The sequence below is a fragment of the Cohnella sp. GCM10020058 genome, from assembly GCF_042683485.1.
Lineage (GTDB): Bacteria > Bacillota > Bacilli > Paenibacillales > Paenibacillaceae > Cohnella.
Genome location: NZ_JBHUJV010000015.1, coordinates 174,447 through 189,644, shown reverse-complemented (window position 1 = coordinate 189,644; position 15,198 = coordinate 174,447). Strand labels below are relative to the sequence as shown.

Genomic DNA, 15,198 nt, shown 5'->3' with positions numbered 1-15,198 from the left:
GGTCAATTATTCGTTGACAATTCGCAAAATAAGTGCGTTAATCGGAGAATAAATAATGTACCAAACGGTACATTTATGGAGGTTATTTGCATGTCTACTTCTCCGGCGTTTCGTCCAAATGACAAAGCGTCACACACGCATCTCACGCGTGCAGCGGTTTTGCTGTATGCAATCATCTGCGGCCTGGCAGTCGCCACGATTTATTTTTCTCAGCCTTTGCTTGATGCGATTACGCTGGAATTCGGCATCAGCAAGGCTGTCATCGGCATCGTAGTAACGGCGACGCAATGTTGTTATGCGTTGGGATTATTTTTCCTGGTCCCGCTGGGAGATATGCTCGATCCGCGTCGGCTCGTCACCGGAATGCTCGTATGCATCGCGATCGGATTAAGCATCGTTGCGTTTGCGCCGAACAAATGGTTTCTATTTCTCGGCATGGGCATGGTCGGTTTTCAGGCTGTCGTTGCACAAGTTCTCGTGGCCCTTGCCGCCAATCGGGCATCGCAGCAAAGTCGCGGCCAGACGATCGGCGTCGTTACGAGCGGTATCGTCCTTGGGATCTTACTGGCCCGCACCTTCTCGGGGATCCTGGCGGATATGGCCGGATGGCGATCCGTCTATATAGTTGCGGCAATGATTACGATCTGCATTGCATATTTATTCATAACCGTCACCCCCGCTTCCAAGCGCCCGCCAAGAACTGTCACGTATCCGGGCATGCTCCGGTCCATCAAGGATTTATTCGTTCAAATTCCGCTGCTGACCGTTCGCGGACTGCTTGCGTTCTTCCTTTTTTCGGACTTTAGCATCTTATGGTCCTCCATGGTGCTGCCGATGAGCGCCCCGCCCTTGTCGTTCAGCCACAGCCTCGTTGGACTCTTCGGACTCGCCGGCGCAGCGGGTGCGCTGGCGGCCCGCAGTGCGGGACGACTGGCGGATCGTGGATTCGGACAATGGACGACAGGCATCGCTTTATTTCTATTATCGTTTTCCTGGCTGCCCATAGGAGCGCTTCGGCATTCCATGTGGCTGTTTGTCGCGGGTGTCGTGATGTTGGACTTCGCGGTGCAGGCGGTTCACGTTACGAATCAAAGCATGCTCTTAAGCGTTCGTCCGGAGGCGAGGAGCAGACTGACCGCAGCTTACATGATCTTTTATTCCTGTGGAAGCGCAGCAGGCGCAGTCGCCTCGACCTGGATTTATTCGTGGGCGGGGTGGCTTGGCGTGTGCATACTGGGGGCCTCGGTTAGCTTGGCCGCGTTGGTTTTTTGGGCATGCACGTTAAAAATGGGGCGTATCGTCGACAACACTTGTCCATGCGATTGATAAAACCTCGCATACGATACATCATGCCATACCAAGAGGAGGTGATAGTCATGGCTTTTTCAACCGGTACGGTGACGAACACGAGAGACTTCAACACGGCCGCCTCCAACATCGTCCTGAACGTCAGAAATCTGGATCTTACGACTCCTGTAAGTATCATCGTTTCTGTTTTCGCTTCTGTCGATTCGGACACCTTCTATACGGCGTATATGCTCTCGTATGACGTCCCCGCGAATTCCTATGACGTCAGAACCTTTTTCATCGGAGGCAACGTCGCTTATGAAGTACAGATCGACATGTTCTCCACCTCGCTGCCCAATACGCTGACTTCCGTTTACGGCATCGACGAATTCGGCAATCTGGTCACGGACCAGCGCTTCGCACCGAGCGAATTGAGCTTTATTCCCGCTTTGAGCCCGAGCATGTAACTAAAAGGAAATTTGAGAGGCGGAGCCTGCCGGTTTGTCCGGCGGGCTTTTTCGTTATGGGACAAGCGTTGTGGCTATCTCTAGCCAACGTGAAGCAGACGGCGTCTTCGAAGAGCGCTTCCTACGCACTGCTCCAAGACGGCTCGGTATGGCGGTCCGGTACCTTCATTGACGCCATCGGTCACAACCTGGTCAACGGTCCTCGAATCCTGAATATGAGCCGATTCATGCAGACAGTAATACTTCCGCCCTGTTCGCGCCCCGGAAAATAGAGGATGATAAATGACATCAGGGCTGGCGGTCATCGGCTGCCGGTTCTGATCTCCAGGCTATTGCGATCCTTCCTTCTAACCCAATTCGGAAATTAGGGTCGCAGCTTTCCTGGAGATTCTTTTATTTTGGGGGCACATAACGATGATTAATACGATTTATTTGCGCCGCGAGAACAAGGTAATCATCGACAGCATGCCGGGCTCAGACCCGGTCTCGACGGCTTTACTGGCTACCGCCATGAAAAATATCGAGGCGTTAGGATACCGATTTTCGCCCCGTTTGGCACGTGAGGCCAGCTTGCTTTCTGCTGAAGACTTTCATGTACTCTTCGACGGAATCGTTGCCGATCTGAAGGTGATGGTCGGGGCTCATGTCCAATATCGGCCGATGTATTCCGGATTTCCCGGACAACTCATGCAGGAGCACGATGCGGATCTTTATTTGAACGCCTTCTATCATTACTACACCTTGGAGCTGCCCCATAACGAAGCCAGCGACAGAATGCCGTTGAAGGATGGGCGCCGCGAACTGAAGGTCATCGACCTGGGATCAAGGGCTGAATTCCACTTGCTCATCGGCCGCATCATGAGTGCCAAAGGATCGATCTCGGAGACCGACAAACAAGATCTAGATACCGCGATCAGCTGTTTGGAAAATGAAGCGTTAAAAGAGACACTTCCTTCTACGATTCCTTTTAAGGAAAATGCAGCTTTTGTTGTTGGCTCCCTTCTCAAACACGGCAAAGCTGAACCGGCTTTAATCGGACGATACGTCAAAACGGCTACCGACGTTCTGCGGCTTGCCGTCGCCTGGTCGGGCGGCGATACGAGCCTCGCCGAGGCAACGCGGTTCCGCAAGTTTACGCGACCTGAGAGAAAGTTGCTGCTCTCCCTGCTAGAACAGAGCAACTCCATGACAGAGGATATGCTCCGGCACAAACAGCGCTGGATTCGCTTGGGCGAGATTCTTCATCCGTCAGAATATAAGCGCCGATTCCCTCAATGTCAGGAAGCCTTCGATATCCTTCGGAACGATAAGCCGTTCGTTACGTTCAACAATAGTGTTGAACTCGCTTTTCAGTCGAATCAGGTCTGGAGGCTTATCGATCTGCTGATGCAGCGTCCGGGCGAGTTTGCCAGAAGACTGGATCAATTGGCGCGTTCGACAGAACACGGCGAGTACGTTGTGCTGGCCTTTGAAGAAGTGATAAACGAGATTGCGACGCCTGTATTGCTCCAGGTCAAATCGCATTTCGCCAATCGCCCGAACCCGCAGAAGCTGCGCACCTTTTTCCCAAAAGGCAATGTAGCCAAAGCATTTTCGATTCCTTATTCGCTCTCCGACATTCCGGATGCCGTATGTTCCGCTATCGTGGACGCATGCCGGCAGGAGCTTGTTCGCCGCTTCTCCTTGCTGCCTCCGCTTGGGAAGACGTACATCGATCAACGCCTTAAAACCTGCCTCGTTCCGTTCTCACAACGGTCAGCAAGCAAGTCGCTGCGCACCATCGTTCGCGGCAGCCGCGTACCGATACCCGATGGAGATACGATCCGCTTTTTTACTTGGTGGAAAGAAGGCTTGGTCGACGGCCAGCCAACCGGGAGAGTCGACATCGACCTGTCTGCCGTCTTGTACGATCATAAATGGCGATACGCCGATCACATCTCCTATACGAATTTGCGTTCCTCCAAGTATCTGGTCGTGCATAGCGGCGATATCGTATCCGCGCCTCATGGCGCTTGCGAATTCATCGACCTGCATATCCCCACGCTGGTCGGAAAGGGCGTACGGTATGTAGTCGCCGCGCTGCAATCCTTCACCCTGCAGCCATATTGCGACTTGCCGAAATGCTTCGTGGGATGGATGATACGCAGAAATCCGGGTTCCGGCGAAATATTCGAGCCTACTACCGTTGTCGATAAGATCGACTTGGCGGCAAATACGCAGGTTGCGATTCCGGTAATTCTTGATATAGCAAAGCGCACCGTAATCTGGACCGACCTCTCGCTGACAAGGCACCCAGACTACTACAATAACGTGGAAGGGAACCGGCAAGGGATGACGCTGATGGGCCAGGCTATGACTGAACTGAGAAAGCCTGACCTGTACGATTTGTTCCTGCTCCATGCGCAGGCAAGAGGCGAGCTCATCGAATCGATCGAGCAAGCGGAATCCGTCTTCGCCGTGAACCGAGGGGTGTCGCCTTACGATATCGAGCTGATTATGGATGCGTATATGGGATAGGTATTCTGGCTGCCGCGGGAACTCGGCAGCTTTTTTATGAAGTAGGATATCGCTATCCCTTTTAATCGACAGGAGGAAACATGAGCAATATAAAATGGCCTTCATATCAAGAGGTTCCTGGCTTCGGGTATGGATATAAAGGTAAATACGCAAGACTATCTGCACAATGAAGAAGATATTATGGATTGGTTAAAGCTATAGTGATGCTTGGGAGCTGAATCATGGCAGTTAGTAAAAATAGGCGGCGGGCGAGCGCGTGGATTCCCTGCATGCGAAAATAGCGCAATTTTGCGCTATGCCGAGTATCGAGTGAGCGGCGGGCGAGCGGGGCAAGTCCTTAAATGCGAGAATAGCGCAATTTTGCGCTATGCTGAGTATCATCTGAGCGGCGGGCGAGCGCGTGGAGTCTTTGCATGCGAGAATAGCGCAATTTTGCTCTATGCCAAGTATCACCTGAGCGGCGGGCAAGCGCGTGGAGTCACTGCATGCGAGAATAGCGCAATTTTGCGCTATGCTAAGTATCGAGTGAGCGGCGAGCGAGCGCTTACGGAAACGCAAGCACTTTACACAAATTTAAGAGCGCTCCCTGCCTCCCGCCCCCGCCTGAGTCCGCCTTCCCCGCGCAAGTCCCGAGCCCGCGAACAGGCTGTAGCCGATCGCGCCGCCGAGCGTGTTCAGGATCATATCATCCACGTCGAAGCTGCCCATGGCAAAGACCAGCTGCGCGCTCTCAAGCGCAAGGCTGACGCCGAGCGCATAGAAGAGCACGGCGGGCAGACGGCATCCGACGAACAAGCCGAGGAACAGCCCGAGCGGCACGAACAGCGCGATGTTGCCGAACAGGTTGATCGTATCGTGCATATGCGGCAGCCCCGCTACATTTTCCCGGATCGATACGAAGGGCGTCAGGTTGGCGAACTGCAATCTGTAGGCGATATTATGCGGCTGATCGGCGGCCTCCAGCAAGAGGCGTCCGAGCAAGGTGACGTTCACGTCGCTGAATTTGAACAGAATGATCTTGATCAATACGTAAAGGTAGCCCGCAAACAAGGCGGCGGCGCCCAGCTTGATCCATAGTACAGGAGAAAAGTACTTCGCATTCAATCGTTCCACGCTCCTCTGCAGCTCTTTAGTGCATTTTAGCGCGTATTGTTAAATTTTTTTCCATATTAACTTTTAAATTTTCCTTAAGATTGGCTATTTTCCATCGGTTTGCCTGTATCGATGTTGGCGATCCACTTGGCCAGCTTGGCGGAATCGGTTAAAGCGGACCACTGCTTCTCGATTGACGTCTCGTATTCAAAATCTAGGACGCTATTAAGTGCCATGTCAATCTATTTCTGAAATGCAACCTTCCTTCGACCTAACGAGTCTACCTTGTAAGGGGATGATAAAACGATGACACGCGCCGCCAAAATCTCGATAGCCGTACCTGCCGTCGTTGCCGTACTCCTGCTGTCTCTCTTCGCGGTATGGAAGACCAACGACGAATTTTTCAGGCAATTCCGAAGCTTCTCCGTGACCGTCGTCAATCAGTCCGATTATGACCTCGTATCCGTCGAGACGGGCATCCTGCGCAGCGACGCCGCCGGCAATGCGGTCGAGAGCGGCGCCAAACACACCTATGCGAAAACGATCAAGACCGGACAAAAGAAAGCAATTAGTCCCAAGCTAAGCCTCAACGGCGAAGGCGGCATTTATCTCAAGTACACCGACGCGCGCGGACAAACGGTTCAAAAAACGGTATGTTCTTACACGGAAAGCGCCTCCGGCTATTCCACCGTCACGATCCGGAACGATCGGGTCGACGTGAAGGAGAACTGTCATTAGAGAACGGCGAGAAAATGCGAACAAAACAAAAAGCAGACGGCGATGTCTGCTTTTTGTCTCTCCTGACCTACTGCTATTGGAAACGATTATTGAAACAAGAGCATTGAGATCACCTTGGCGGTCTCCGCGCGGCTCGCCGGGTTCAGCGGCTTGAAGCTGCCGTTCGCATCGCCTTGCATCAAGCCGAGCTTGCTCAGCGCTTGAGCCGCTTCGCGCGCCCAAGCCGCGAGGTCGGCCTGATCGCCGAAGCTCGCTCCGCCGCCGTCCTGCGGAACCGCAACCTTGCGGTAGTCCAGCGCGCGCTGGATCATGACCGCCATTTCTTGCCTCGAGATGTCCGCGTTCGGGTTGAATCGGCCGTCGGCGTTGCCCATTACGATACCGTTCTCCACCGCTGCGGCAACAGCCGAGCCGTACCAGGCACCTGCCTTCACGTCCGCAAAGGCAGCCGAGCCCGATGCCTGAAGCCCAAGCGCTCTTGCGATCATCGTCGTGAATTCGGCCCTCGTTACTTTCTTGTCCGGGCTTACCGAGCCGTCGCCGGTGCCTTGGATGACGCCGATGCCGGACAGCATCTGGACGTATGGATACGACCAATGGGAAGCCGCAAGATCCGAATAGCCATGCTTCACTTCAACCGCCGCATACGTCACGCCCGAGGACAGAGCAGGCGTCTGCTTTTGGTTGACGAGGCTGAAGGTCGCGAGCTCCAGCTTCCCGCCTTCGGTCACCCGGTACAAATTCGTATAAGGCGTAAGCGACAAGCTGTTCCAATCCAACGTGTAAGCGAATGCTTTGCCGTTGGAGGATACGGTGAAGGCCAAGCGGCTGGACGCTTCCGCGTTTGGAGCCGTCGCGATCTGATTCAAAGCGCCGGCATTCGCGAATTCTTCCTTCTTCCACGTCAGGACGAGATCCGATCCGTCGGCCGGCGCACTAAGCCCTGCTGCCGAGATTCGGATTTGCGGCTGATTGTCGCCTGCGATGACCAGGGAATCGACTTTATTCGCGGCCAGCTTGGCCAGCAGGCTCGGGTCGATTTTCAACTGTTGAATCGTGCCCGATACCTTCACCGTCAGATCGCCGTTCGCCTGGACCGCTTGCAGATCCTTCTCCGTCAGCTCATGCACCGTCTTATCCGTTTCTCCAATACCCGTCTGGTTGTTCGGCGTGCTTGGGTTGGGAGTGCCCGGATCCGTGCTGCCGTTCGTCTTGGCAATCGCAAACGAATCTACGAGCTCGCCTGTCAGCGTTCTCGCTTCAACCTTAATGGCGTCGTTCGCGACTTGAACGTGAGAATAAACGGGCACATCGTCATCGAACGAGAAGTTCAGGTAATCGTATTTCTCGCCATCGTAGAACTTCCAGCCGGAAGCGCCGCCGTCCAGGTACACGGTGCCTGCGCCGTTCGCGGCGACCTTGCCGCCCGCCATCGGATGCGTTCTCGCATACACGTGGTCGTGACCGACCAGGACCAGATCGACCTTATGGCTCTCGAGAATATCGGCAAAATAAACCTTAACGTCTTCCACGAGATCCCCGCGACCGGCTTCCGTATGATACACGGGACGGTGGAACATCGCGATGGTCCATTTTTTCTTGTTGCTGTCCAGGTCCTTGCGCAGCCAGTCTGCCTGGAGCGCCATCTGTTCCTTCGTTCCCTCGGAGTTCAGGACAACGAAGTGGGCCTCGTCCAGATCGTAGGAATACGCGTATTCCTTGTACGTATCCGGTCCGTTGTCCGGCAGAATCGCGCCCTTGGCGTAGACTTCCTTGCCTTCCGCCTTGACGTCATGGTTGCCGAGCGTCGTCGCCGAAGGAAGGAATGTCGCGTAGCTGCCCGATGCCTCCCAGAATCGCTTCCATTCCGCGAACGCGCCGCCCGCATCCACAGCGTCGCCGCCATGCATCAGGAATTGGGTATCCGGGTACGTGTCGAGCGCGTTTTGAATGAGCGATTGATACGTTTCCTTGCCGTTGTCGGCCTTGATGTGGGAATCCGTGACGAAGACGAACGATACCGGCGTGGACGTCTTCGCATCCGTCGTCGAATAATCGTACCACTCGCTCCACTCGTAATCGTCGCTGCCTACCCGATACTTATAGGCGGTCGACTCGCTAAGCCCGTCGATCAGCGCCGTATGGAAACGCACCTCGCCCTTCGGCCCGTTTTCCAGCTCACTGAGCACTTGATTCGCGCTCTCCGCTTTGACCGTCGTGATCTTGGAATTGTCCGGGGCCAGCTTTTCCTCTTTCCAATCTGCCGCCTTCACGTATTGAATGTAGTTTATCTTGGCCAGCGGGCTTGTCGTCCAGCCCACGCTCAGCTGAGAAGACAAGTCCTCCGTTACGTATGTCTGTACGTATTCCGGCTCCAGCGTGCCGTACGGCTCGACAACCTCGAAGCTCATAGCCGCGCTATTTTGGCTGCCGACGACCGCTTGCACTTTGTAGGTGCCCTTCGCCAATGTCGCCACGTCGGTTTTCAGCTCGCCGTGTTCGTCCGTCTTGCCCAAGGAACCGTTTAAAGGAACGATCGATGCGACATTGACGTTTGCTTCTTGAACGTAGCCTGTCGTCACGCCGTCGGGCAGCATTACCTCGAACCAGCCGTCGTCCGCTTCCGGCGATCCATAGAGACGCGTATCGTCTTGAAGAGTAGTCAGAACGGGCTTCGACGTATTGTCGTCCGAGTACACCGTCGTCTTTGCATTTACCGTAACGACGGCCATCTGTCCCAGCAATCCGCGCAGGAAAACGTCCGCGCCTGCAAACGGCGTGCCGTCATGCTTGGTCACCTTGAAGGTCGTCGCCGTATTCAAGCCTACGCCATCAACGGTAATCAAGTAAGGAAATGCGATGGTGTAACGGACGGGCTGGGCCAATGAAGAGACGCTGGCGGCATCCGAAACGAGCGTGCCCCCGCTCATCTTCACGAGCTTGAAGCTTTCACCGCGAGTCAGTACGGCATTGGAGCTGACGCGGAATTGCACCGTGGCGAGATCGCCCGAAGACTGAATATCGTTCACATCAAACTGGAACACGCCCTCTGCATCGGACGTCTTGGTTGCCGTCGTTCCGTTTTTGGAGACGATCTGCTCGACGGAGAGCGTGCTCGGGTCGTATTGGAGCGAGACCTTCGAGGACTTGCTCGTCCGATCTCCGGCGAGGGAGACGGTCACTTCGTACAGCTCATTGCTGATCGCCTCGGCCGGCGCCGACATGACGAGACGCTCGCCGGCGTCTTCCGTGAAGGAATAGCTCAGCCGGGCCGGATTGCCCGCCTTATCCTTGGCCGTCACGACGACCTCGTGGTAGCCGCTCGTGATGAGCGCTGCAGGCAGCGTCAGCAGTTTCGTTTCCTCCGAGTAGGTCGCCTGAGCCGTCAGATCCTGACCGTCCACGAGCAGCGTGATCGATGTCGGGTCGATGCCGGACATCGTGTCCGTGCCCGCTTGCACGTCCTGAATGCTCACCTCGAACTTATCCAGGTCGCTCGTCAGCAGGGCATTCGGTGCCGGAGAGACAGCTTGAATCACAGGAACTTCATGATCGAGCCCCTTGTCCTCGTAGATCAGCTGTACGTCGTCGATCCAGAGGGACCCCTTGTTTTTCTTGGACATATCGGACTGCTTCACCTGAAAGTAGAGCTCCATAGAGCTGCCTGCGATCTTATCCTGAGGAACGTCGACCTCTATGTACTTCCAGCCTGTCCAGTTCACGCCGACGGCATCGTCCGAATAATATTCGGGCGTAAAAGAAGAACCCTTGCTGTCGCGGAACTTCGACGTTAACAGGTGACCGTCATTGTTGCCGTATACCCATAAGCCGACCTTGATCGGCTTGCCTTGAATCGCGATGCTGCCGGTACCGGGAGCCAGCTCCAGCTGCGACGGATTATCGACGACGTCGATCATGTCGTAATCGATTTTAAGAGAGTGAGCACCGTTTCTTACGTACTGAGGTCTGCTCTCGATCGACGCGCTGGCCGATACGACCCGCTTCGGATTTAATTTAACGACGCCGGCATTGCCGGACTCGAAGTTTTCCAATATCAACACGCCGTTTTCGTCGCCATAAGTCGGCTCTGCGTGCGCGACATGCTTCACGGGCGCTGGTACGGCGAAGGGAACGGATAATAGGACCGCCATCGATCCGATGACGATACGGGCAAGGCCAGGCTGACTCATTCTCAATTTCAGGCACATCCTCTCTTTAATGCGTGCTGCCAATAAAGGAGATTATAAATGGCCCATGTCAATTCCAATCCAATTTTATGTAATCATTTGGTGAACTTTCGACAAAAAGCGGGGCGGGGATCGGGGGCGGCGCCCTCGTTTGTTGATCTACGTCCATACTTGGGGCGGAGAGAGACGGCTCGGCTCGCTTTAAAACAAAACCGCCAGGAATCCACCCTGGCGGCTTGTCGGAAAAGACTATTATACTTGTTCGTTCAAGCGTTCGATCCGCGTCTCGTCCGGCCGATAAACGGCGGTTACGGCGCCCGAGCGGTCGATCGCGAACAGCACCGAGCGTTCGGCTTCGAGCTCGAAGCGGTAAATGCCTCCGCCGACGGGATCGCGCACCTCGATGTCCGCCGACACCGCGTACTCGGATACGAAGATGAACAGCGATCCTTCGGCAAAGTCCAGCTTGCGTCCGAAAACGCCCGGCAGCTCGCCGCCGCGTCTCCACTCCAGCTCGGGTCCGACGCCTGCCACGTCCAGCGCATACCGGTACAGCTCTACCAGCGTCGCGTTTCGCTCGTTCAGCTCGACGGGCAGCGGGCAACGAATCAGCTTGCCCCGGCCGAGCGGATGAACCGTTACCGGCACGGCGCCATTCGCATCCTCCGCATCGGCCGGAAGCTCCTTGGCCGTCTCGGCAAACCGCAGCTTGGGGAACGAGAGCGGGAGCGCCCGCCCCTCGAGCAGCAGCAGCTCTTCCCGCCGCACGTTGGCCCAGCGCGTCTCCCCGATCCGGGATGCCATGCGGGACGTGGGACGCCAATACTCGTCCAGCCCCATCGGGCCGGTGAACAGCATCATGCCGCCGTTCGCTTCGACATGCGCCAGCAGTCGCTCCAGCGCCTCACCGCTGAAGTTGTGCGGACTCGGGACGATCAGCAGCTTGGGCGGATGGTCGTCCAGCGAATCCAGCGCGTACTCCGACAGCCCTCGTATCGGCTGCTTCAGCTCGTATAGCATCGTGCGGGTCAGCCGCGTCGTCGCGTCCATCGCCAGCTTGCGCGTCGAGAAGTCGTTGGAGAACGGATAGACGACCGCCGTCTCCTCCAGCCGGCGTTCCTTGAACAAGCCCGAGATCGAAGCCATGAACCGGCCGAAATCGTACGACACGTCCGCCTCCGGCTTCTGCGTGCCGTCCGCGCGCAGCGCCCCGATGTTCGACTCGTTGACGTTGTCCATGTAGGGATTGATGTTCCAGATCCACTGCACGGCGCCCGCCCCGCCCGAAGCGAAGGCGTACGCGTACTTGCGCTCGAGGATCGCCTTCAGTTCGGTTTCGGAGCGCTTCGCCTTGCCTTCCGGCGTCTCTACGTACATGAGTCCGGTTTCCTGGACGAGGTTCGGCTTGTCCGGCGTCTTCGTAAAGATGCCGTCCCACATCAGGTCGTCGTTCTGCCACCACGTATGCACGGTTGTGTAATCGACTGCCGGTCCGTAGAAAAACGGGGACGGCCGCTGGCTGCAGATGCCCTCGTCCTGGCCGACCGTCACGAGCTGCGCAGGCTGCGCGTCACGGATGGTCGCGCTGAGCTCGCGTATCCAACGGTTGTGCATGTCCATGGAGAAAAGCGTGTAATCCAGCAGCCGGGCATTGCGCCGGGGCTGTACGCCGGTGATCTTGAACTGGAGATCCGCCGCCGTAGGCGCGCGGACCGACTCGAAGTACGGCAGCTCCTCCGGCGTCATGTTCCAGCGCTCCTGAAGGACCCGGATGCTGTTGCCATGGCGGGCCTTCAGCCAATCCGCGTACCACTTCCGCTCAAAAGGATCTCCCGCCGTCTGCGCGCCGTTAAAAATGTTTTTCGAATCGAACAAGGAAGGTTCGTTGATCAAGTCCCAGTGCACATGCGTCGAGGAGGCGTGCCGCGATACGATCGAGGAGATAAAACGCTTCTGCGCCTCCACGCTCCGCGGGTCCAGGTACGGATTCGACCCTTCCCACAGCTCCGGCGTGAACGTGAAGAAGGTGAAGGTTACCTCGAGTCCGTGACGCTTGGCCGTCAGCAGGAAGGCGTCGATCGCCCGCATCGTCTCCTCCGACGCGTGGCCGTCGACGAACATCGTCTGCCGCCACATCGACCAGATGCCGGTGCGGATCAGGTTGATGCCGGCCCGGCTCATCTCCGTCATGTCGCGTTCCCAGGCGGCCGCGTTCGGCAGCAGCAGAAACTTGCGCGCCACGTCCGACGTCATGTAGGTCATCCCGACGATCGGGACCGGCTTGCCCCCGCGCTCGAAATAATCGCGGCCGCACGCCAGGAATTCTCCCTCGGCCAGCAGCTCGCGGTCGAAGCCCCAGAAGCCTTGGCGGAGCAGACGGGTCTCCCCGTCGTCGGACGTCGCCCGGCATTCCGCTTCGTAATAGCCCGGCTCCGCGTTCAACCCGGCGGGAAGCCGCACGAACCGCAGCTCGCGGGAGGCATCCAGCGTTGCGCGCTCCTTCCATAGAAACTCGCGGCGTCCGTCCGTGCCCGGACGGAAGATCTCAAGCACGAAAGACCACTGGCGCGGGCGCGAGCCTGTCGACAATCGGCCAAGCTGCTGGAGCTGCACGGTCAGGACCGGCCGTTCCCCCATCTCATAGCTGGCGTAGTTCGGCTTAAACCAGATTTCGGTCACGCCTCTCGCGCAATAGGCGGCCCAGTCCGCGAGCGCTTGCAGCCCCTCGTCCTGCCACAGCTTCGCTTCCGCCTGCAGATGAACGAACAGCCATCTGCCGCCGGCGAAGGCGCCCTTCGTGTTGTCCAGCAGCACGGCCGGCGCAGCCACCTCGCGCCCGTCTCGCGATACGCCCTTCAGCAGCAGATACAGATGCGCGTCCATCGGGCCGGAGGTCCCGCCGTCGCCCGGATGGTCGTCAAGCGTCGTGAAGTGCGCGACGATGCCGTACGTCGGCTGCACCCCGAACAGCGCTTCCCTGCCTTCGAAAAGCGGAAATTCCTCGGAAGCCCGATAACTCTTGATCGGACCGGGGTCTACGGGCAGAAGCTCGTGAATGCCGAGCTGCTGGTGGTAAGCCGTCTGCTCCGTCTCCAACCTCCACATGCCGTTTTCGCTCCGGTATGCGGGACGCCGGAACGGCGCGCCGCCCATGTGCAGCAGGCCGCCGCCCCGCTTCAGAAAGGCAGTGAGCGCAGGCCAATCCTCTTTTGGAAAATAAGGACCCTGAAGATGGATCGCTGCCGTCGCATGCTCCAGTGCCGCCTCCCACTCCCCGGCCGCCGCCAGCGTGCCCAGCTTCGCCAGCGCTTGCAGCGCGCGGGCGTCGGGACGTTCGCCGGGGAAGGGCAGGTTCTCGTCATATAAAATCGCGATTTTGCTCATCGGATCGTTTCCTCCGTTGCCTTCGATTGCGTCGATTTTCTTCGATGTCTTCGTTGTCGTCCAACTTAATGACAGGGTTCAGTCCCGCTTATCCGCCCTTTTTCACCTGCAGCTCAGCAGTCAGCTCCCGGGACGAATCGGGTCCGATCCGGACCAAGCGTCGGCTGTCCGGATCGTCAGCGCAAGCTGTTCGAAGCCAAGTGCGAACGTCACCGTCTCCGTCAGTCCCGGTGCGAGCTTGATCTTGCCGTACAAGGCGCCGATCCTGCCTTCGCGAACGTCCTGCCGGAACGCCTCGCTCATCGATCTTGGCGGCGTTCGTCGCCCGGTCCTGGAAGCCATGCCCGCCCAGATCACCGCACAAGGCCGAGATCTCCAGCTCCAGCGAGGCGATGTATGCGCGCAGCTCCGCGCGTGCCGCAGCCGTCAGGCCGGCCGGGTCCATCTCCCCGTCCACCGCGTAGATCTGCACGCAGTCCGCGCCGATCGCCCGCGCGCGGCGAAGGCCTTCCCGGACGCCGACCCGGAAGCTGTCCACGATCACGCCGATTTTATTGCCGGACATGTTCATCCCTTCCTCTCTCTTTCGGTTCTCCTCTTTCGAAAAAAAACGCGCCACCCGGCCAGCGTGCCGAATGACGCTTAATTGTCCGCGAATTACGCTTCGTCCCACAGACGCCGCGCGTTGGCCAAGGCGATGCGCGTCCCGTCGCGGCAATCCTCCATGCCCTCGAACTCGATGGAGATATAGCCGTCGTAACCCGACCGCTTCAGGAGGGACACGATGCCCGGCAGGTCGAGATCGCCCTGACCGACGATCGCGCCGCGCAGGTATCTGCCCGCCGTGCTGCGGAACCAGCCTTCCCCCGGATCGCGCCCGGGCGGCCGCACGTAGAAGTCCTTGAAATGCACCATGGACGCATAGGGGACGCTTGCGAGCACGGACGCCAGCGGATCGCCGTCCGTGCAGACGAAGTTGCCCACGTCGAGCGTGGTGCGGAAGTTTTCCCGGCCGACCGCGTGCACAAGGCCGAGCACCCGATCGAAGGCTTGCAGCAAATAGCCGTGATTCTCGATGCTCGTCACAATGCCGTAGCCGGCGGCGTAGTCGGCAATCTCCGCACAGCCCTCGGACAGGCGCGGCAGCAGCCGTGCGTAATGCGCCGCCGATGTGTCCGGGTGCGTCGCGGCATCGTGCCGCATGCGCTTGACGCCGAGCCTCGCCGCCATGTCGACCTCGCCCTTGAGCCGCTCGAGCTCCGCGCGGAAGGCTTCCTCGCTCTCCGCGACGAGATTGCCCCGCACGGCATAGTTGGACACCTCGATGCCGCATGCCGCCGCCCGCGCTGCGATTTTTTCCGCGAGCCCCTCTTCCTCGTAGAGGTTGTAGCCGACGGGAACGATCTCGATATGTTCTCCGCCCTGGTCCGCCGTCCAATCGACGACGTCCAGGACGTTCATCTCTTTTCGCAAGATCGCTTGATACAGACTGTATGTGCTGACGCCCAGCTTCACACAGATTCGCT

At 57.7% G+C, this 15,198-nt stretch carries 8 protein-coding genes and 2 pseudogenes; 4 read left to right on the top strand and 6 right to left on the bottom strand.

Annotated features, from left to right (window positions below):
• The first annotated feature begins 90 nt into the window (after positions 1-90).
• From ACFSR7_RS25695 to ACFSR7_RS25685, 3 genes are all read left to right on the top strand, one after another.
• Positions 91-1,326 (top strand): MFS transporter, encoded by a 1,236-nt coding sequence (locus ACFSR7_RS25695; protein ID WP_378166539.1) that lies wholly within the window; start codon positions 91-93, stop codon positions 1,324-1,326.
• A gap of 50 nt (positions 1,327-1,376) precedes the next feature.
• Positions 1,377-1,754 carry a hypothetical protein gene (locus ACFSR7_RS25690; RefSeq protein ID WP_378166537.1) on the top strand — a complete coding sequence of 126 codons (378 nt, stop codon included), beginning with the start codon at positions 1,377-1,379 and terminating at the stop codon, positions 1,752-1,754.
• A 414-nt stretch (positions 1,755-2,168) separates the two neighbouring features.
• Complete coding sequence (locus ACFSR7_RS25685) at positions 2,169-4,271, top strand: TerD family protein (protein ID WP_378166535.1); 2,103 nt, start codon at positions 2,169-2,171, stop codon at positions 4,269-4,271.
• 573 nt (positions 4,272-4,844) lie between these two features.
• Here ACFSR7_RS25685 and ACFSR7_RS25680 read toward each other — a convergent pair.
• A complete protein-coding gene (locus ACFSR7_RS25680) occupies positions 4,845-5,375 on the bottom strand; it encodes a VanZ family protein (protein ID WP_378166533.1) in 531 nt (176 codons plus the stop codon).
• A gap of 95 nt (positions 5,376-5,470) precedes the next feature.
• Positions 5,471-5,599: pseudogene (locus ACFSR7_RS25675) on the bottom strand (SRPBCC family protein); the annotation flags it as partial.
• 70 nt (positions 5,600-5,669) lie between these two features.
• Here ACFSR7_RS25675 and ACFSR7_RS25670 point away from each other — a divergent pair.
• A complete protein-coding gene (locus tag ACFSR7_RS25670) occupies positions 5,670-6,101 on the top strand; it encodes a hypothetical protein (protein ID WP_378166531.1) in 432 nt (143 codons plus the stop codon).
• An 86-nt stretch (positions 6,102-6,187) separates the two neighbouring features.
• Here the strand turns inward: ACFSR7_RS25670 and ACFSR7_RS25665 are convergent, their stop codons facing one another.
• The 4 genes and pseudogenes from ACFSR7_RS25665 to ACFSR7_RS25650 all read right to left on the bottom strand — a co-directional run bounded on the left by ACFSR7_RS25665 (position 6,188) and on the right by ACFSR7_RS25650 (position 15,187).
• Entirely contained in the window at positions 6,188-10,291 is a 4,104-nt protein-coding gene (locus tag ACFSR7_RS25665) for an S-layer homology domain-containing protein (protein ID WP_378166846.1), read from the bottom strand.
• Positions 10,292-10,540: 249 nt separating this feature from the next.
• Positions 10,541-13,672 (bottom strand): beta-galactosidase, encoded by a 3,132-nt coding sequence (locus ACFSR7_RS25660; protein WP_378166529.1) that lies wholly within the window; start codon positions 13,670-13,672, stop codon positions 10,541-10,543.
• A gap of 298 nt (positions 13,673-13,970) precedes the next feature.
• Positions 13,971-14,243 (bottom strand): annotated as a pseudogene (locus ACFSR7_RS25655) (sugar phosphate isomerase/epimerase); the annotation flags it as partial.
• Positions 14,244-14,329: 86 nt separating this feature from the next.
• Positions 14,330-15,187, bottom strand: coding sequence for a sugar phosphate isomerase/epimerase family protein (locus ACFSR7_RS25650; protein WP_378166527.1), 858 nt, complete (start codon positions 15,185-15,187; stop codon positions 14,330-14,332).
• Positions 15,188-15,198: the final 11 nt, after the last annotated feature.